Genomic DNA, 17,896 nt, shown 5'->3' on the forward strand with positions numbered 1-17,896 from the left:
CGCTGACTTTTTTACGATCTGCCCATGTGTACCTTACAGGACGATGGCCACGTTCAAAGACTTTTTCTCGCAGCAGTCGGCGACTTACCAGAAGTACCGGCCGACCTACCCGGCAGCGTTGTTTGTCTACCTGGCTTCGCTGACCGATGCGCACGAGCTGGCGTGGGACTGCGGCACCGGCAACGGACAGGCCGCACGGGGACTGGTTGCGCAGTATGCGCACGTCTACGCCACCGACCCGAGTGCACAACAGCTCCGGCAGGCTACACCACACGAACGCATTACCTACCGGGAGGAAAAGGCGGAACACACGTCGCTGGCTGCCGCCTCGGCCGATCTGGTGACCGTAGCGCAGGCGTTGCATTGGTTTGCGTTCGATCGATTTTATGCGGGAGTGAAGCGCGTCCTGAAACCCGGGGGCGTGCTAGCCGTGTGGACCTACGGATTGCCTGCCGTGTCGCCGGAGGTCGACCGTCTCGTGCAACAGTTCCACGACCAGACCGTGGGGCCGTTCTGGCAACCGGAAAACAAATGGGTCGTGCAGGGTTACACGACGTTGCCATTTCCGTTCGAGATGCTGACTCCCCCTTCGTTCCGCATGCACCGGACGATGACCCTGCCCGATCTGGTCGGCTTGGTCGCCAGTTGGTCGGCGGTACAACGGTTCAAAGCGCAACGCGGCTTCGATCCGGTTGCGTCGCTGGCACAGGAACTGGCGGCCGTATGGCACGATCCGGCAACTCCGTGGGAAGCAACCTGGACGCTCATTCTGAAAGTAGGACGCCACACAACCACTTGAAAATCAGTTGAAAATCACAATACGGACATGACCAAACTCAATCGAAAAGGGGCCGTCGGGGCGTTGCTGGACGTATACGAACAGACACTCGAAGATTTCAGAGCGGTAATCGGGGAGATTCCGGACGAGGCCCTGACCATCGTCGTCGATCCGCACACCACCGACGAAAATTGCCGGTCGGTCCAGCGCATTTTAGCCCACGTGGTGCACGCCGGTTACGGCTACGCCACCAGCATCCACAACCAGCGGGGCGCCCACGTGAGCCGTCCCGAGAAAACGTGCCACACCACTTTGCGGGCGTATCAGGAAGAGTTGACCGACATGTTTGCCTATACAGTCCGGGTATTCGAGGGGCTGCCCGATCATGCCCTGCGCCAGGTAGAAGAGGCACAAAAGATCAGAACCGGCTGGAAACAAACCTACGACATTGAACAGCTGACCGAACACGCCATCGTGCACCTCCTGCGGCACGGGCGGCAGCTCGAACGCATCAAGCGCGATCAACTGGCGGGGGTTGTACCGCGAACTACCTGAACCAACAATGGTACATTCGTTGCCTCAGGGCTGATCCGCCTGATACATCAACGCTCCTTCCAGGAAGGTCATCAGCACCTTTGCCCGGTGAATTTCGTGCGGCGGAATCTGAAACAGGTTTCGGTCCAGCACCACCAGATCGGCGGCTTTGCCTACTTCGATCGAGCCGGTTTCCTGTTCCTGAAAGCTAACGTAGGCCCCCTGCAGGGTGTAGCCCGCCAGCATGGTAGGCAGATCGACGCGTTCCTGCGGCAGCCAGGGCGTACCGGTGCTGTCGTCCGGATCGAGGTGCGTCACCCCGACCTGAATGCCGTCGAGGGGATTCATGGACGACACCGACCAGTCGCTGCCGAAGGCGGTCGTAGCCCCGGTCGCCACCACACTGTTAATCGGGTAGAGCCAACGCGACCGGGCTGGGCCCAGCGCCGGTTCGGTCAGGTCGGTGATGTACGTATCAGCAAAGGCCCAGAGCGGCTGGAAATTCGCAACGACGCCCAACGTCCGGAATCGTGGGATGTCGGCGGAGTCGATCAGTTCCAGGTGGGCGATGTGGTGCCGGCTGTCGCGGACCCCGTTTTCGTTTCGTGCCCGTTCAAACCCGTCGAGAGCCGTACGAATCGCGCGGTCGCCGATGGCATGGACGTGTACCTGAAAGCCTTCCCGGTCCAGTGCGGTGATGAATTGCGTGAGGGAGTCGGCCGCCAGGTTGAGAGCACCCCGGTCGCCGGTATCGAGATACGGCTCCAGCATTGCGGCGGTGCGCGCCTCAATCACCCCGTCCGCAAAAATCTTCACCGTAGACGTCCGCAGGCGTTTTCCCTGGTACGTGTCGCGCCACGCCTGCAATTGAGGAAGTTGGGCTTCGCCCTGCGCCAGGTCGGCCTTCATCGACACGACCATCCGCGCCGTCAGTTCGCCCCGTTGGTCGAGGGCACGGTACGCCTCCAGCATGGGTTGGTTGGCGCTGGCTTCCAGCAGCGAGGTGATGCCCAGGCGGTTGGCAAGGGCAAGGCCCCGGCGCAACCCCGCTTCGTAGTCGGCGGCGGTGTAAGGGGGAAGCTGGTTTGCGACCAGTTCCACCGCGGCTTCCCGGAGGGTACCGGTCGGCTCGCCCGTACGAGGATCGCGTTCGATGCGCCCGTTGGGCGGGTCTGGCGTGGTCCGGGTGATGCCGACACGTTGCAGGGCCAGGCTGTTTACCCAGGCCGAATGGCCGTCGGCAGCGGTGAGAAACACCGGTCGATCGGCCACGATGCGGTCGAGCATTTCTTTGCGCGGATGGGCTTGCGGAAAAATGGGCAGATCCCAGCCGCCACCCCGAATCCAGTCCAGGGCAGGGTGCGCCGTGGCGTAGGCTTGCACCGAATCGAGAATCGCTTCCGGCGTGTCGAGGCCGTTGAGGTCGCACTCGCCCAGTTCGATGCCGCCCATCAGCGGGTGGACGTGGGCGTCGTGGAAGCCCGGCAGAATCATCCGCCCTTGCAGGGAATGCACCTCGGTCTGAGGACCAGTCCACGCGTTGACGCCTTCGTTCGTGCCCACGTACACAATGCGTCCCTGGTCAACGGCGATGGCTTCGGCCCAGCTACGCGCGGAATCGACCGTGTAGATAGCCGCATCGCGCAGCACCAGTTCGGCCGGCGCGGGTTGGGTTTCGCGGGCGGAAGAACAGGCGAACAAGACGACAGGTAGCGAGCTGAGTAAGAAGAGACGCGTAACAAGAGACATAGAAACGGGGCTAACAGGGGCAATATAGGGCCTGATCGGCATTCACGAAACCGAAGCGTGGTAGAAGCGATGCCTTAGCGGATGGGGCGGCCGGAACGGAACCACAAGACCGCCGCAATGCCGCCCAGGATGGCGACAGAAGCCAGCACCAGCCGGGTTGTCAGGGGTTCACCGAGCAGCAGAATGCCTCCCAGGGCCGCCAGTACCGGCACACTGAGTTGTACCGTGGCGGCTTGTGTAGCGCGCAGGTGGGGCAGGGCCGCATACCAGATCACGTACCCCACGCCGGAGGTGACCGCGCCGGACAGCACCGCGTAGAGCATCCCGTGCGGATCGGGTCGAAACCAGAACAGCGTGAACAGTGATAGCAAAAGCGCCATCGGTGTCGCCCGCAGAAAGTTACCCGCCGTTGCACCGACCGGATCAGTCGTGGCGCGTCCTCGCAACGAATAGAGGCCCCACGCCACCCCCGCCATCAGCATGCCTGCGGCACCCTGCGGCGAAGGGGCCTCCAGTCCGGGCAGCACCAGGTAGACCAACCCGCCCAGCGCCCCCGCCAGTCCGGCCCACTGCCCGGCTTGCAGCCGTTCGCCCGCGCGTAACCCCGCGAAGACCATCGTCATCTGCACCGCCCCAAACAGCAGCAAGGCACCCGTGCCGGTCGCGAGCGAGAGGTAAGCAAACGAAAAAGCGGCGGCGTACACAAACAGCATCAGGGCCGACCCCCAGTTGCCCTGCCGTTGCCGCTGCACCCGACCGCGGATGGTCAGGATCGCCAGCAGGGCCAGCGCCCCGGACAGCAGACGCACGGACGTAAACGTGGCGGCATCGAGGCTCGTTAGTTTCAATGCCTGCCGGCACAGAACCGAGTTAGCCGCAAAAGCCAACATGGCGAGCGTGGTCAGAAGAAGAGGGCGGAGCGAAGCAGACATACGCAACAGAAATGACGGGCAAGTTAGCGGCCCGGCACGTAAACACACGAACCGACCGACAGGTCAGCGGGTCGCCGTTTCGCAGCGCCGTTGAATCACCTGGAGGATGTGGTCCTGAATATCGTTCATGAAAAAACGTGTCCAGAGTTGCGTGTAGGGGTTGAAGCGCGTCGACAGGCGCTGGCGGCTGGAGAGGTGCAACCGGCAGGTGCCATCGCCCCGGTCTTCGATGCGGTACGTACCGCTCAGCACATCGAAATACGGCCCGCCCACCACCACGTGTTCGTCGAACGTCGTCGGGGGAATGTACGGGTCGGGCTGAATCGTAAACGAAAGGAAGTGGTCGGGTTCCCACGCTGTTACGCTTTCGATGAACAACACACCGCCTTCAAACGTAGCGTACCGGATAGCGCCCACGCCGTTTCCCTCCAGGCGCGCTTCGATGGGCTTGGGAAAGCCGATCAGGTGAGCCCAGGAAAACCCCTGTTCTGCGGAAGTGATGGGCGCAACTTCTTTGATGTAGGGCCAAATCTTGTCGGGAGTGCTGCGAATCAGAATCGACGTGTGGGCAGTACGGTACATCAGGGGCGGTGCAAGTTGCTGTTCGAGGGGCGCCAGCACGAAGGGCAGTAGCGCTACCGCCGGCAGGATGAGTCCCGGGGTGTGAGTGTGGTCCGTTTTGCGTTTGAGCATACCGGCGCCAACGCCGCCCAGCGATGACATCAACATGAGGACGGGTAGCCAAACAATGATGCAGATAATGCCTTCCCACGCCAGGAGCAGAGTCGTAAACACGGTCAGAAAACAGGCGGTCCAGGGCAGGGTTACCCAGCTGCGGAAGCGGGAGGTGTCTTCGGGAGGCGCCAGGTAGACGGCCAGGAAACCGACCACAACGGGAACCAGAAAGATGAACGTGGTGCTCATCACCTCAAAATAGTCTTGCACCAGGCGTAACCCGAAAATCAGGCGGGCCATCAGTCCGTAGGTCACCCCAATCCCCAGGCTCGTTAAAAAGACCGGTCGTGGCCACACCAAAATCTTGCGCATCGGTAGAAAGAAGCGTTGAGTAAATGCCCTCAAGATGCCCATTCTCCGCGAGCGGTGCAACCCGGTCAGCGCAGCGGGATGAAGCGGGGCTGGATGAGCAGCGCCTCGCGGATCTGTTCGAGGTGGTGTTGGTTGTGGCCGGCTACCTTTTCAAACTCTTCTTTGAGGGTACGCATGCCCATTTCGCTGTGGACAAACTGGAGGTGACCGTTCGCTTCGTAGTGCAGCCGGGCGTAGTAAATCATCTGGTTGCGGCAGGCTGTGTACAGGTTCCGGGAGAGGATGAGCGGCCGTCGGGCGTAGTGCAGGTGCTCGGCCCAGGCGTCCTGGTCGAACGACCAGAGAATCTGGTGCGGCTCGCTGATGATGCGCTTGATGCGCTCAAGCAGCATCGATTCGGCATCGGCCAGGTGGTGCAGCAGGTAGCGCACGTTCCATTTGCCAGGGCCGTAGCTGCGGCGGAGTTCCGGTTCGCTGGCCTCGAAATAAGAGAGGGTTTCGGCCTGGGTGCGTTGTAATTGTTCGATCAGCAGCATAAGTGGTGGGAACGTTACGTGTCACAACAACAACGGCTCGGGTAGGAGCGAAAAGACGTAGGTGGGTGCAAAAGGCGTCCTTCCCGGGCAAAGTAGCCTCCCTTTCCGTGCGGTCGTGGTCTTCGGCAGATGCCTGTACCGATGCGCGACCCGGCACTTCGTGGGGATGGCATTCTGATAAAAACGTAAAAGACACGCCCGGTGTTACACCGGGGATTGGGCAGGCGATTTTCCCCTTCAGGGCACAATCGCGATGATGCGCAGCGGGCCGCCACTGCCGCCCCGGATTTTCATGGGCAGGGCCACGACGGTGAACCCCCGGTCGGGAAGCTGGTCGAGGTGCGCCACGTTTTCGAAGGCGGGCACGTTTTCCTGAAACAGGGTCTGGTGCGTTTCAAATAGGGTCGACTGGCCGTAATCGATGCTGGGGGTATCGAGTCCCACGGCCTTGACGTGCCGCTCGGTCACGAGCCAGCGCGCCGCTTCCGGGTGCAGGCCGGGAAAGTGGAGGTGCGCCACGGCCTCCGGTCCGGTGGCGGTGGTGCCCAGGTAACGCTGCCGCTGGGGCCAGTAGCGACCGTAGCCCGTCCGCAGCAGGACGATGGTCTGGTCCGGAAGGGGACCGTGTGCCGCCTCCCACCGTTCAAAATCGGCGATTGTAATCTGGTAATCAGGATCAGCCAGTGCGCTTTCGGTGACGTCCACCACCACGGCGGGACCGATCAGGCGCTCCAGCGGAATGGCGTCGATGCTCTGTTTACCTTCCGCAAAGTGAACCGGCGCGTCGAGGTGGGTCCCGCCGTGCTCGGCCGAGCGAAAGCTATTCGCGGTGTAGTAATAGCCCTTGTCAGTGTAGCCCGCCGTCCCGTGTTCCAGCACAAACCCTTCTTCCGTAGGCCAGTAGATCGTGCTGTCGTCGAAGGCATAGGTCAGGTCGACCAGCGTTCCGGTCAGGGGAGACGCGGCTTCGGAGGTGGGGTTGGTAGACGTGCAGCCGGTACCGAGTCCAAGCACGGTCGGCAGGAGCAGAGAGGAAAGGAAATTGCGCATATCGGTTGTGAAACGGAACGCTACAAGAAACAAAACTTCCTGAACCTCAAAAAAATAATTCGGCACAAAGGCGCATCACGGTCGGCCGTTTGTACGCTGGTACACACGCACGTAATCGACTTCGAAGCGGGCGGGGAATTCCGTTGGGGTCGGGTCACCGCCGTTCATGCCGCCGATGGCCAGGTTCAGCAGCAGGTAGTGCGGTTGGTGAAACGGGTTTTTCCCGGTGCCGTCCTCGTTGCGGGTGGTGTGCAAATCGGTTTCGTTCAGCAGTCGGTCGTCGACATAAAGTCGGATGTGATCGGCGTCCCAGTCCATCCGCCATATGTGAAACCGGTCGGACCAGGCGGCGTCGCCCAGCGAATCAAGCGGCAGGTGGGTATCGTCCCAGTGGGCCTGCCAGCGTTCGGACGTGCCCCAGGCCACGTTGGCCAGCAGCATGCCCCGGTAATATTCCATGATGTCGATTTCGCCGTTGCGCGGCCACTCGCCCTCGACGCCCAGCGTCCAGAATGCGGGCCAGCGCCCGGCGCGGGTATCGATCCGTCCCCGCATCTCGAACCGACCGTACTGCCACTGGTGAAGTCCCTGCGTGGTCAGACAGGCCGAGGTGTAGTCGGCTTGCGGGCGGCGCGTGCGCCAGTCGGTGCCTTTGGGGTCGTAATGCGGATTGGGAAGCGTTTCCCGTCGGGCTTCAATGCGCAGCAGCCCGTCCGCACAACGCGCGTTTTGGGGTTGGTACCACTGTGCCTCTTCGTTGCGCACGAAGCCCGTTTCGAAGGTCCAGTTCGCCGGATCGGGCGGTCCGTCCTGGTCGAACTCATCGGACCAGACCAGCTGCCATCCGTCCGGAGCGGTGGTCGGTTGGCGGCTCGCGCAGGCGGCTGTCGTCAGCAATGCGGCCCCCAAAAGGACTTTAAGGAGTGGTTTCAGTGTGCTCATGCATGGTTCGTTCAATGCGCTGGTCCGGAATCAGCCACAGCAGTGCCACCAGGATGTACAAGCCGCCGGAAATCCACGGGCTGACAAAGGCGCAGGGAATGGCGATCAGGTACAGCACAGGCGAAATTTTTCCTTTCAGGTCGTTGCCCACGGCTTCGGCCAGGAGCGAGTCGGGCCCTTCCTTGCACAAAATGGACCGCTGTAAAATCCAGTACGCAATGGCGGCCATCAGGAGCACTACGCCGTAGAGGGCCATGGGCGCGGCGGCAAAGTGGTTTTCGCCCATCCAGGCGGTCGTAAACGGCACCAGCGATAGCCAGAACAGCAGGTGCAGGTTTGCCCACAGTACCGAACCGCTCACCCGTTTGGTGACGTGCAACATGTGGTGGTGGTTGTTCCAGTAAATGCCCAGATACACGAAGCTGAGCACGTAACTGAGAAAAACCGGCAACAGAGGGCGCAGCGAAGCCAGGTCGGCGCCCTCGTGAGGTACCTTCATTTCCAGCACCATGATGGTGATGATGATGGCGATGACGCCATCGCTAAATGCTTCGAGTCGGCCGGTGCTCATAAGGCGTGCGTGCTATTTTCTTGGAAAGATAGGCAGAGAAGAAACAGGTGCGTGGGTGCGAACGAAAAGCCGAAGTGGATCACCCGCCGCCCACACCGCGCCAGCCGAACCACACGAACGCCAGCAGGGTAATGAGCAGCAGGACGTTGAGCCACCACGAGTTCCGGAAGTCGCGCCCTACCCAGCCCGTGCGGTTGTTCATCAGCAGCAGGGTCAGCGCCAGCAGCGGCATGAAAAACGCGCCCATCATGGCATAGGCCAGTTGGATTTGCTGGACCGACAACCAGAGCAGGAGCATGGGCAATAGGGTAATGGCCACCAGAAAAATCCGGTACGGGCCGGAGTCGGCCAGCGCTTTCGGTTTCGTGCGACCTGGGCCAAGGTAATAGAAGTCGGCGAAAAGGTACGGCGCGCTTTGCCAGACGCCCAACAGGCTGGAAAACACGGCTCCCCAGAAACCCACCAGAAACAACCACTTGCCGGCCGGTCCCAGGACGTCACCGAGTTGCGCGGCCAGTTCGAGCGCCACCGCCGCGCCCTGTTGGTCGAGTTGCAGCCGCGAGCCGATCAGAATCATCGCCATGCCGAACAGCGCCGTCGCGGCGTAGGCCACCGCCAGGTCGAGGCGACTGGCGCGCAGCCCTTCCTGCCCGGTGCGGCCCGCTTCCCGAATCCAGTAGCCGTACGACAGCAGCGTCACCGTGCCGCCGACGCCCCCCATGATGCCGAGCGTCCAGGGCAAGTTTTCCGGCGAAAGTTGCGGCGTAACGACGCCCTGCAACACCGCTCCCCAATCGGGTTGCATCAGCACGGCCGTTAGCAGCACGCACACAAACATCGCCCCGATGCAAACGGACATTACCTTCTCGAATACCCGGAAGCCACCGAACCAGACCATCACGCCCCCCACAAGCGAGTGCAGAACGCCCCACACGAGGCGCGAAGTGCCGGGATCGCCCAGTCGCCAGAGGCCGTCGCCCGCTACGCCACAAGCCGAGATCAGCGCGCCGCCCACCATGAACGACCACAGCAGGAAATAGACCAGAAAGACCCAGCGCACCCACACGCCCAACCGTCGCGACCAGCCTTCGAGCAGCGTGGTGTTGGTCGCCATCTGCCAGCGGGCAATGCCTTCGTTCAGCACCCACTTGAACACCGCCCCGACCACCGCCGCCCACAACAGCCCGACACCCACCTGCGCCCCGCCGAGGCTGGCCGTCAGCAGATCGCCCGCTCCGACGCCGGTCGCCGCCACCAGAATGCCGGGGGCTAATAGCGCAAACAGGGAGGGACGTCGGGTGGGAAAGGGCATTGCCTGAACTTGCTACCTATCAGGAATTTTGAAGGGTGGAGTCAAAGCCATAAGCTGTCAAATCCTCATAGGGGAGTTCGAAGAGCTGGTCATCGTCAAGATGAGTTTTAATGAGCTTTAAGCGGTTTATCTCCTGTTCAATTTCAAAAAGACGTTTACATCGCTGAGCACTCTGCTCTTTTTCTTCGCTGGATATAGGAGTTGGGTGATCGCTACGACGGTGAGACATCCAGCTAGGGTCGCTACTTCGAAGCAGGTACGAACGTAATTTTTTACGATCTTCCATGAAAGCATCTACGCCGTAATTGCGATTTGTTAGGCGGTGTCCCAGCTCTTCAATTCGCTTTGTGATAGCGTTTTTAATCTTTCTTCCTGTTTTTCGGAACGTAAGTCGAAAAGGCATGCCGATGGGTACCGAGTGAAGAACAACTTTACTGGATTAAAGCAAAAGAAACAAAAGCGTTTCACTACTCCCCGATGTCCTCGTTCCACAGCTCGGGGGAGTCGGCCATGAAGCGGGCCATCAACGCGATGCAGGTCGAGTCTTGCAGAACTTCTACCTGCACGCCCCGCAATCGCAGTAACGCTTCTTCTCCCAGAAACGACTGGTTTTCGCCGATCACCACGCGCGGAATACCGTAGAGCAGAATGGCGCCCGAGCACATCGGACAGGGCGAAAGCGTCGTGTAGAGGGTGCAGTCCCGGTAGACGGACGCCGGTTGCCGCCCGGCATGTTCCAGCGCGTCCATCTCGCCGTGCAACACCACACTGCCCGCCTGCACCCGTCGGTTGTGGCCGCGTCCTAAAATTTTTCCCTTGTGCACCAGCACCGATCCGATAGGAATGCCGCCTTCGCGAAGCCCTTGTTGTGCTTCTTCGATAGCCGCTTGCATAAATTCGTCCATTCCGTCGCAGGTTTTCGGGGGAAGATACGGCATCATCCCGAATACGCGTAGAAGCCGACGCCGGTCAGCGTACTACGTGCTGGGCTTGATGCAAAAAAAGCCCTCGCCCGGAGGCAAGAGCTTTTACAGTTGAGCATACAGAGAGAATTATTTTGCCGGCTCGGGTTGGTTGTAGAACTGGTCGAGGAACAGATACCGGTCGCGGTGCTGTTCTGCGGCGGCACCGGTTTCTACGTCGATGTGCATCACCTGTGCGTTGCCCCCTTTCTTCGTAACGGGCCACTGCGGCACGCCCAGGCCATTCGGGTCGCCGGTCTTGATGAAGTTGACGAAGAACGTCTGCATGATCTCCGACACTTTGTAGTCTTCCGGTTGCCAGTCGTACACGCGGTTGGTCGGCAGGTTGCCCATGGCGTATTCGATCTCGGCCGAGTGAACAGCTCCCATGGCTGGTGGCGTCTTCTGCTTTTTCGCTTCTTCGCCACGCACCACGCCCCCGGCCAGTCCGGCTACGGCATCGCCCATTTCGGGACGCATTTCCGGGCGAGGGCGGGCGTACATGTAGCGGTACACGGGCTGTCCGGCCTGCGCCTGCATGTCGCTCCACTTCCAGGTGCTGAACCCGATGAAACGGTCGCTGGCCAGGTCGGTGGCGGCCCATTTTACGCTTTCTTCGTCGTTGGCTGCGTAACGCTTCAGAATTTCCGCAGCGTTGTCTGCATAAAGTTTCTCGACCGCGGCTTTGAAGTTGGCGGGGGTCGGGGCCTCCTGGCCGAGTACTACCTGATACGGCATTTCCTGCGAGTTCCAGCCGACCAGCAGCGGCACCTGCGCCTGTTCGCCCGCCTTGTAAATGTCGATGGGCGCTTTCGGGAAGAAGTAGCCGTCAACGGTCGACGAGAACCGACCTACCCCGGGCTTGCTCGATTCTTCCAGCAGTTGCTGAGCCGGCATGGCGCGGAGTTCGGCCAGGGCTTTGGCATTTGCCTTTTTCACACCGAGGGTTTTCGCAAAGGCTACGCCCTGTTCTTCACCGGCCGACAGGGAAGTGGCCGGCAAGGTACCTAAGACGGAGCCGCTTTCGCCGATGGCTGCCGCGATCAGATCGCGCGACAGGGGAGACGCCATTTGCGCACTGACCGACGCCGATCCGGCCGATTCGCCCGCGATGGTGATTTTGTCGGGATCACCGCCGAAGGCCGCGATGTTTTCGTGCACCCAGTTCAGGGCGGCACTCTGGTCGAGGTAGCCGTAGTTCCCCGATGCCTGGTGGGGCGATTCTTTCGTCAGGGCCGGATGCGCCATGAACCCGAATACGCCGAGGCGGTAGTTGACCGTCACGGCCACAATGCCGTGGCGCGCCATGCTTTCGCCGTCGTACCGCGGTTCGGAGCCATCGCCCGCCATAAAGCCGCCGCCGTAGTAGTAGACCAGGACGGGCAGTTTTTCGTTGCCGGTGCGGGCGGGTGTCCAGATGTTCAGGTAGAGACAGTCTTCGCTGACGCCATCGGAACGGAAGTTCATGTCGCCGAAAATGGGCAGCTGCATGGCCCGTGGCCCGAAGTGATCGGCCTTGCGGACGCCTTCCCAGTTTTTGACCGGTTGGGGTTCGCGCCAGCGCAGGTCGCCGACGGGCGGGGCGGCAAAGGGTACGCCTTTAAACTCGCGGATGCCCGAGTTTTCGACGCCTTCGAGCATGCCGTTGGCGGTTTTAACTTGGAGATTCATAGCCGATTGAGACTGCGCCGGTTGGGACAGGCCGCCCAGCGTAAGGCCGCCTGCGAGGACGAACGGCAGCCAGCGTGCGTGATGGGTTTTCATAGTACACAGGATAGAGTGGGAAAAGCAAGTAGTCAGAATGACAAAGGATGTTGAAATAAACTTCGGGACTATTGTCGCAAAGTGAGACAATAATACTAGATTCACGCTAGATCTCCTAGTTTTGCACCGCTACGCGCTAAAAAATTACCGCTTATGTCTGATCCAGTGTCGCCTGAAGCTCATGCGGATGCGACGGGTTTTTTGCCGGGCCTGGCCATCGATACCGTAATTGTGGGTTTCCACGAAGACCAGTTGAAGATCCTGCTGCTCGAATACCGCAACACCAACCTGTTTGCACTGCCGGGCGGCTTTGTCCGGGAGGACGAAAACCTGAACGACGCCGCGCGGCGTGTGCTTTCGGAGCGTACCGGCCTGCAGGACATTTACCTGGAGCAGTTCTATACGTTTGGGGACCGAAACCGCTACGATGCCGAAGCCATGCGGACCATCATGCGCAACAACGGCACCGAGCCCGAAGAGAACCATTGGCTGCTGCGGCGGTTCGTTTCGGTGGGCTACTACGCGCTGGTCGACTTCACGCAGGTGACGCCCCGCCCGGATGCCCTCTCGGACCGGTGCGAGTGGTACGACCTGGCGCAGTTGCCGCCGCTGATGCAGGACCACACGCAGATTGTGGAGAAGGCGCTGGAAACGCTGCGGGAGAACCTGGACCGCAAGCTGATAGGCTTCAACCTCCTGCCCGATACGTTTACGATGGGCGATCTGCAACGCCTCTACGAAACCGTGATGGGGCAGTCGTTGCACCGTCCCAGCTTTCAGCGGAAAATGCTCGGCCTGGGCATTCTGGAGCGGGTCGCCAAAAAATGGACCGGCGGTGCCCACAAGGCGCCGTACCTCTACCGCTTCGTGTCGGGAAAGCCCTCCGAAGTGGCCTGAAGAGCAGTGTAGTTGTATTACAGCTTTGCGACGTACGCCGCCATGCGGTGGTGTCCCGCTTCGTCGGGCAGGGTGCCGTAGCCCGCGCCCATGTTGTCGACGAGGTGCGCTGGATCGGAGGTGCCCGGAATGACGCAGGTCACGGCTGGGTGAGAGAGGATAAATTTCAGGAAGAACTGCCCCCAACTGGCAATGTCGTAGTCGCCCGCCCAGTCGGGTAGGGGTTTGCCTTTCACGGCGCGGAACAGGGAGCCGCTTTCGTAAGGTTCGTTGACCAGCACCGCCACACCCCGGTCTTTTGCAGCAGACAACAGACGCTGTTCGGCCGCGCGTACCCGAATGGAGTAGGGGAGTTGCACGAAGTCGATGGACTCCGAAGTAAGGATGCGTTCCAGTTGCGGAAAGGCAGACGTGGTGTAGTGCGTAATGCCCAGGTAGCGAATTTTTCCTGCCGCTTTCCAATCGCGTAGCGTTTTCAGGTGCGTCTGCCAGTCGACCAGGTTGTGGATCTGCATCAGGTCCATTGTCTGCCGCTGCATCTTCCGAAACGATTCCTCCATCTGGGCGATGCCCGCCTGTTGACCCGTCGTCCACACTTTTGTAGCGTAGAAAAATCGGTCCGCCCGCCCCAGTTCCGTTGTCAGGTCGCCGATCACCGCTTCCGATTTTCCGTACATCGGCGAAGAGTCGATGACCGTGCCGCCCTGGTCGACCATCCGTTGCAGTACTTCGCGGAGGGGCTGGCGCTCGGCCTCGGCTGTGCCGACATCGAACTGAATCCAGGAGCCTAACCCGACCACGGGCAGGCGTTCACCGGACGAGGGAATGAGACGTGTGTTCATGGTTGCCTCTACTTCAAACGACCCCGGCGGTGTAGCCGCGAACGCCCGGAGCGCGACCGGCGCAGTCCACGCCCCCAGGCTCAAACCGCCCATCAGCTGCAGTGCCTTGCGCCGGGAAAATCGTGGTGTCATAGCGTAGGTACGTGCGAAGGCGCCAGAAAGATGGCCTGTTTTCCTTCCGACCAGTGGGGGCGCAGCCTTTTTCGTTCGGCAGGTACATGGGACACACAGGTGAGGCACACGATTACTCCACCTTTTTGTCGGGCAGGTGCTGACCAGTATGATGGCGTATGGGGTTTTCCACCGCGAAACTCCGCCGGTCGACAAAGGCGAAGGCGGCGTGTAGAAATCAACCGCCTCAGCGGGGTGTGGGCCACACGTGCGCGATGACGTCCGGCCGTGCGGTGGGCTCCCGGCTGCGGCACACTTCGAAATCGTAGCCACCGTGTTGCCAAACAGTACACTCGCCGGCGGGTCGTGCGTACCGCCGTACGGGGGAACCCAGGCGCGCCAGGTGGTAGTGCACGACCGTAGGGTACTGTGTCCCGGCCGGGTAGTAGAACTCGAACAAAACGGCACGGTTTAGCGAGTCGACTTCCACCACCAGGCGCTCTGCGCCGTCGGGCAGGTGCAGGTACTCGAACGTGCGAATGCGGCCGGTGGCGGAACCGGGCGGCGGCATGCCCATCGTGACGCGCTCGCCGGACGGAAGCGTTACGGTGCTGGGAAAGGGCGGGTCGGGCGGCGTGGCGCAGGCCATCAGTAGGCCCAACACAAGGAGCATGCAACTACGGTACATCCGTGTAACGTGGGTTAAAGACGAATAAAACCCAGGCCGACGTCCGAGGGGCGTCTACCCGGGCCTCTTTACTGAATCAAACGCGTTTGCATTTAGGCGGCCAGTCCCGCCTGGGACGCAGGTTCGTGTGCGGCCAGCGCCTCGGCGAGGTACTGTTCGCAAAGCTGATGGGCGTTGTACTGCCGCAGCTCTTCTTGCAGGGCTTTGACATTTGTGCGATACACGGTAGCATGCAGCACTTCCAGAACGGCATCCTGCACCTGCTCGGCCGTAGGACGTTCCGTTTGCAGGTTGATGCCCAGCTTGAAGTACCCGATGCGGGCGTTGATCTCATTTTTGCCTTCGTGCACGCCGGCTACGACCAGCGGCAGCCCGTGTTGTAGGCCCAGTATAACGCCTCCGTACCCTCCGTTCGTGACGTATACGTCGGTATAGGGCATAATCTCCTCGAAGGGAATAAAGTCTTCGATGATCACGTTGGCGTAAGGATACTGGGTGCGCAGCGCTTCGGTTTGAGAGCCGCCCGTGGTGACCACCACTAGGTGGCGGGTTTCCTTGAAGGCTTCCAGGGTCGGCACAATGATTTTGGTGACGTCTTGTTCTACCGTTCCCTGCGTGACCAGAATGACCTTGTCGAACGCCTTGACCCGATCCTGAAAAAAGTAGCGTTGCGGGCGAGGGTGGCGGTGTGGCAACAGAGCACCCACAAAGCGAATGTTCGCGCCCAGGTCGCTGCGCTTGTATTCAAAACCGGGCGCCCCACTCTGAAGCACCCACGAGGCCGAGCGGTAGAGCATGTCGAACAGGTTGGTGGTCTGGACCGTGATTCCATAAGCATCGAGCACGTCACGGTATTGTTCGGTCGGCGCTTTGAAAACAAACCGGTCGGTAAGCCAGCGCAGCACGGCCTGTTTTTGTTGCCCCCAGCGGGTGTACGAGGGCACGCGCCCCAACCCGCTGGGCGGCAGGTTGCGAGAAGTTTCGCCCAGCGGCATGATGCCCATGGCCAGTACCGGCACGTTCAGCCGGAACCGCACGAGCGGAATGGCGGTGAAGGCAATGTCGGCGATCATGGCGTCGAAGGGAAATTCCTGCCGGAGGTCGAGAATATCTTCGTAGTACTCGGCCGTTCGACTCACAAACACGTGCGTCAGGTCGAACTTCAGCTTGCTGAGCTGGCGGGTATGGCGGGCGCGCTCCGGAAACAGGGTGTCCAGGGTGTCGCTGCTGACGTCCAGGGCGTAGCGGAACGGAACATGAGGAATACCCAGGGTTTGTAATTTGGGGCGGTAGGCTTGCCCGGTGTACCAGCGCACGTCGTGCCCCTGGCTTTTCAGGTACATGGCCAGGCCGGTAAGCGGGTTGAAGTGCCCATCGGCGGGGAAAGTCGCGAACAGGATTTTCTTGGGTTCCATAGCGGGAAACTTCCGTGGACAAACGGAAGTGGCTACAAAACTAGGGGTGTCGCCGGGCGAATCCTTGCAAAAAGCCGACGCATGGCGACGGGCGCGAACGAGGAGCTCAGCTCAAAAAATCGATGGTAAATTCGGTGCCCTGGTCCACTTCGCTCTCCACATAGATGCGTCCGCCCAGCGCTTCTACCTGATTCTTTACCATAAAGAGGCCCATGCCTTTGCCGTCGACGTGGTTGTGAAAGCGCTGGTACAACCCAAAAAACTGCTCACCGGCTTTTTTCAGGTCAATCCCTTTGCCGTTGTCCTTGAACGTAAGGCGCACCACCCGCTCGCCCATGCGCTGACTTTTGATCAGAAGTTGCAGGGGAACCTCCGGCCGGCGGTATTTGATGGCGTTGGAAATCAGGTTGTAGAAGATGCTGTACAGGTACGCACGAAGCGTCACCATCTCGTCTACTTCGCGAAAATCGGTCTGGATGTCGGCCTTGGCTTCGGCAATGCTCGACTGAATGCTGAGTTGCACGGCATTGAACAGTTCGGAAAACTGCACCGGCTCTTTTTTGTCGGAGGCGCTTTGCTTGAGTTGCAGAATCAGGCTCAGATCCTGAATGACCGAGGCCAGGCGGGCGGTCGACTTGGTAATGCCTTCCAGAAAAACGGGCATTTGGGGGTCGTTCGGACCGGCCTCCTGAATCAGGTAGCCCAGGCTCGTGATGTTATTGACCGGCGAGCGGAGGTTGTGGGAGATGATGTAGCTGAACTGTTCCAGCTCCCGGTTCCGCATCTCCAACGCCTGTGTAATGCGCGCCCGCTCGGCTTCAGCGTGTTTTTCGGCCGTAACGTCGCGGCAGGAGCAGTAAAACTGCTCACCGAACGGCACGGCGTGCCACGACAGGTAGAGGTAATCGCCGCGTTTGGTCAGGTAGCGGTTGACAAATTCGACCGATGTGTGGCCGCCGTCCAGCAGCTTCTGGTATTCGGCCAGGGTTGGGTAGACGTCGTCGGGGTGTACAAACCGAACGAAAGGCTTGCTGCACAGTTCCTGCTCCGAATAGCCCAGCGTCTGGACAAACGAACGGTTGATTTTTTTAAAGTAACCGTCCGGGCCGGCGATGCAGAACATAACGGGCGAGATGTCGAACAGCCGCTGGAGGTCCTGCCATTGCTGTTGCGTACGTTTTTCGCGGGTAACGTCCTGAAGCGAAGCGTAGTAGAGCGTCTGATCACCCACAGCAATCCTGCGGCCGCGTAGCAGCAGATCGCGCGTGTGGGTGAGCGTAGAATTACGCCACGAGCTGACGTATTCCTGCCCGGCCTGGGCCGCCTCCAGAAACGCTACGACGGTCGTAAAGGCCGAAGCGGACAACACGTCGCGCGGGGGGCGGGAGGTTAAGGTTTCGTGCGCTTGTTCCAGAAGCGCACATCCGGCGGGGTTGACGTACAGAAGCTTTTCGACGGACTCGTAGATCAGGATGCCGAGGTGTGTCGTGTCAAAAACCGCCCGGAACATCTGGCAGAAGGTGTCGAGGGGTGCGGATTTAAAATCCATGCGAGCTGAGAAGAAAGTCCGAGAGTACGACAGGGCCTGCGACAGCATAGCTGTCGATAAAAATAGACTGTTCGGTGACAGAAGTATAAAAAATGGCTTCTTTCTGAGCAAGTACGTGGCAAGCGCCCGAAGGGTTCGGCAGGGTTACGACTTTAAAAACAGGAAATGAGGGACAACAGGCTGAGTGAGACCGTAACACAGGCGGAGCGCAGTTGGG

At 60.4% G+C, this 17,896-nt stretch carries 18 protein-coding genes; 3 read left to right on the forward strand and 15 right to left on the reverse strand.

All coding sequences use genetic code 11. The annotated features are described in order from the left end of the window. The first annotated feature begins 43 nt into the window (after positions 1–43). A complete protein-coding gene (locus BLR44_RS23010) occupies positions 44–799 on the forward strand; it encodes a class I SAM-dependent methyltransferase (RefSeq protein WP_089686591.1) in 756 nt (251 codons plus the stop codon). A 27-nt stretch (positions 800–826) separates the two neighbouring features. Further along, the gene (locus BLR44_RS23015; protein ID WP_089686593.1) at positions 827–1,333 is read left to right on the forward strand and encodes a DinB family protein; all 507 of its coding nucleotides are present in this window, start codon (positions 827–829) and stop codon (positions 1,331–1,333) included. A 24-nt stretch (positions 1,334–1,357) separates the two neighbouring features. On the opposite strand, the gene BLR44_RS23020 is transcribed toward BLR44_RS23015, so the two are convergent. The 11 genes from BLR44_RS23020 to BLR44_RS23070 all read right to left on the reverse strand — a co-directional run bounded on the left by BLR44_RS23020 (position 1,358) and on the right by BLR44_RS23070 (position 12,177). After that, positions 1,358–3,061, reverse strand: coding sequence for an amidohydrolase (locus BLR44_RS23020; RefSeq protein ID WP_176956176.1), 1,704 nt, complete (start codon positions 3,059–3,061; stop codon positions 1,358–1,360). A gap of 74 nt (positions 3,062–3,135) precedes the next feature. Further along, positions 3,136–3,993, reverse strand: coding sequence for a DMT family transporter (locus BLR44_RS23025; RefSeq protein ID WP_089686597.1), 858 nt, complete (start codon positions 3,991–3,993; stop codon positions 3,136–3,138). Between the two features lie 63 nt (positions 3,994–4,056). Continuing rightward, positions 4,057–5,040: an SRPBCC family protein gene (locus BLR44_RS23030; RefSeq protein WP_218127162.1), complete on the reverse strand. Its 984-nt coding sequence runs from the start codon at positions 5,038–5,040 to the stop codon at positions 4,057–4,059. A 65-nt stretch (positions 5,041–5,105) separates the two neighbouring features. After that, positions 5,106–5,576 carry a DinB family protein gene (locus tag BLR44_RS23035; protein ID WP_089686599.1) on the reverse strand — a complete coding sequence of 157 codons (471 nt, stop codon included), beginning with the start codon at positions 5,574–5,576 and terminating at the stop codon, positions 5,106–5,108. A 237-nt stretch (positions 5,577–5,813) separates the two neighbouring features. After that, positions 5,814–6,626: a cyclase family protein gene (locus BLR44_RS23040; protein WP_089686947.1), complete on the reverse strand. Its 813-nt coding sequence runs from the start codon at positions 6,624–6,626 to the stop codon at positions 5,814–5,816. Between the two features lie 75 nt (positions 6,627–6,701). Further along, positions 6,702–7,568 carry a glycoside hydrolase family 16 protein gene (locus tag BLR44_RS23045; protein ID WP_089686601.1) on the reverse strand — a complete coding sequence of 289 codons (867 nt, stop codon included), beginning with the start codon at positions 7,566–7,568 and terminating at the stop codon, positions 6,702–6,704. Then, positions 7,543–8,139 (reverse strand): TMEM175 family protein, encoded by a 597-nt coding sequence (locus tag BLR44_RS23050; RefSeq protein ID WP_089686604.1) that lies wholly within the window; start codon positions 8,137–8,139, stop codon positions 7,543–7,545. The genes BLR44_RS23045 and BLR44_RS23050 overlap by 26 nt, the downstream gene beginning before the upstream one ends. Before the next feature lie 79 nt (positions 8,140–8,218). After that, positions 8,219–9,451 (reverse strand): Nramp family divalent metal transporter, encoded by a 1,233-nt coding sequence (locus tag BLR44_RS23055; protein ID WP_218127163.1) that lies wholly within the window; start codon positions 9,449–9,451, stop codon positions 8,219–8,221. 19 nt (positions 9,452–9,470) lie between these two features. Beyond that, entirely contained in the window at positions 9,471–9,854 is a 384-nt protein-coding gene (locus BLR44_RS23060; protein ID WP_089686606.1) for a hypothetical protein, read from the reverse strand. Positions 9,855–9,918: 64 nt separating this feature from the next. Continuing rightward, positions 9,919–10,356: a nucleoside deaminase gene (locus BLR44_RS23065; protein WP_089686608.1), complete on the reverse strand. Its 438-nt coding sequence runs from the start codon at positions 10,354–10,356 to the stop codon at positions 9,919–9,921. Between the two features lie 147 nt (positions 10,357–10,503). Then, positions 10,504–12,177, reverse strand: a complete 1,674-nt coding sequence (locus tag BLR44_RS23070) for a carboxylesterase/lipase family protein (protein ID WP_089686610.1) — start codon at positions 12,175–12,177, stop codon at positions 10,504–10,506. Between the two features lie 153 nt (positions 12,178–12,330). On the opposite strand from BLR44_RS23070, the gene BLR44_RS23075 reads away from it, so the two are divergent. Then, positions 12,331–13,074: an NUDIX hydrolase gene (locus BLR44_RS23075; RefSeq protein WP_089686612.1), complete on the forward strand. Its 744-nt coding sequence runs from the start codon at positions 12,331–12,333 to the stop codon at positions 13,072–13,074. 17 nt (positions 13,075–13,091) lie between these two features. Here BLR44_RS23075 and BLR44_RS23080 read toward each other — a convergent pair whose 3' ends face one another. From BLR44_RS23080 to BLR44_RS23095, 4 genes are all read right to left on the reverse strand, one after another. Next, positions 13,092–14,048: an aldo/keto reductase gene (locus BLR44_RS23080; RefSeq protein WP_089686614.1), complete on the reverse strand. Its 957-nt coding sequence runs from the start codon at positions 14,046–14,048 to the stop codon at positions 13,092–13,094. 226 nt (positions 14,049–14,274) lie between these two features. Continuing rightward, positions 14,275–14,700, reverse strand: coding sequence for a hypothetical protein (locus tag BLR44_RS23085; protein WP_089686616.1), 426 nt, complete (start codon positions 14,698–14,700; stop codon positions 14,275–14,277). A 107-nt stretch (positions 14,701–14,807) separates the two neighbouring features. Beyond that, positions 14,808–16,130: a glycosyltransferase gene (locus BLR44_RS23090; RefSeq protein WP_089686618.1), complete on the reverse strand. Its 1,323-nt coding sequence runs from the start codon at positions 16,128–16,130 to the stop codon at positions 14,808–14,810. Between the two features lie 106 nt (positions 16,131–16,236). After that, a complete protein-coding gene (locus tag BLR44_RS23095) occupies positions 16,237–17,679 on the reverse strand; it encodes a sensor histidine kinase (RefSeq protein ID WP_176956177.1) in 1,443 nt (480 codons plus the stop codon). Between the last annotated feature and the right edge of the window lie 217 nt (positions 17,680–17,896).

Source organism: Catalinimonas alkaloidigena (assembly GCF_900100765.1).
Taxonomy (GTDB): domain Bacteria; phylum Bacteroidota; class Bacteroidia; order Cytophagales; family Flexibacteraceae; genus Mooreia; species Mooreia alkaloidigena.

Excerpts from the sequence above, each read along its gene's own strand:
- BLR44_RS23075 (WP_089686612.1), top strand. The coding sequence starts at position 12,331 with ATGTCTGATCCAGTGTCGCCTGAAGCTCATGCGGATGCGACGGGTTTT.
- BLR44_RS23020 (WP_176956176.1), bottom strand. The coding sequence starts at position 3,061 with ATGTCTCTTGTTACGCGTCTCTTCTTACTCAGCTCGCTACCTGTCGTC.
- BLR44_RS23050 (WP_089686604.1), bottom strand. The coding sequence starts at position 8,139 with ATGAGCACCGGCCGACTCGAAGCATTTAGCGATGGCGTCATCGCCATC.
- BLR44_RS23010 (WP_089686591.1), top strand. The coding sequence starts at position 44 with ATGGCCACGTTCAAAGACTTTTTCTCGCAGCAGTCGGCGACTTACCAG.
- BLR44_RS23045 (WP_089686601.1), bottom strand. The coding sequence starts at position 7,568 with ATGAGCACACTGAAACCACTCCTTAAAGTCCTTTTGGGGGCCGCATTG.
- BLR44_RS23060 (WP_089686606.1), bottom strand. The coding sequence starts at position 9,854 with ATGCCTTTTCGACTTACGTTCCGAAAAACAGGAAGAAAGATTAAAAAC.
- BLR44_RS23015 (WP_089686593.1), top strand. The coding sequence starts at position 827 with ATGACCAAACTCAATCGAAAAGGGGCCGTCGGGGCGTTGCTGGACGTA.
- BLR44_RS23025 (WP_089686597.1), bottom strand. The coding sequence starts at position 3,993 with ATGTCTGCTTCGCTCCGCCCTCTTCTTCTGACCACGCTCGCCATGTTG.
- BLR44_RS23040 (WP_089686947.1), bottom strand. The coding sequence starts at position 6,626 with ATGCGCAATTTCCTTTCCTCTCTGCTCCTGCCGACCGTGCTTGGACTC.
- BLR44_RS23070 (WP_089686610.1), bottom strand. The coding sequence starts at position 12,177 with ATGAAAACCCATCACGCACGCTGGCTGCCGTTCGTCCTCGCAGGCGGC.
- BLR44_RS23030 (WP_218127162.1), bottom strand. The coding sequence starts at position 5,040 with ATGCGCAAGATTTTGGTGTGGCCACGACCGGTCTTTTTAACGAGCCTG.
- BLR44_RS23080 (WP_089686614.1), bottom strand. The coding sequence starts at position 14,048 with ATGACACCACGATTTTCCCGGCGCAAGGCACTGCAGCTGATGGGCGGT.
- BLR44_RS23095 (WP_176956177.1), bottom strand. The coding sequence starts at position 17,679 with ATGGATTTTAAATCCGCACCCCTCGACACCTTCTGCCAGATGTTCCGG.
- BLR44_RS23065 (WP_089686608.1), bottom strand. The coding sequence starts at position 10,356 with ATGGACGAATTTATGCAAGCGGCTATCGAAGAAGCACAACAAGGGCTT.
- BLR44_RS23090 (WP_089686618.1), bottom strand. The coding sequence starts at position 16,130 with ATGGAACCCAAGAAAATCCTGTTCGCGACTTTCCCCGCCGATGGGCAC.
- BLR44_RS23055 (WP_218127163.1), bottom strand. The coding sequence starts at position 9,451 with ATGCCCTTTCCCACCCGACGTCCCTCCCTGTTTGCGCTATTAGCCCCC.
- BLR44_RS23085 (WP_089686616.1), bottom strand. The coding sequence starts at position 14,700 with ATGCTCCTTGTGTTGGGCCTACTGATGGCCTGCGCCACGCCGCCCGAC.
- BLR44_RS23035 (WP_089686599.1), bottom strand. The coding sequence starts at position 5,576 with ATGCTGCTGATCGAACAATTACAACGCACCCAGGCCGAAACCCTCTCT.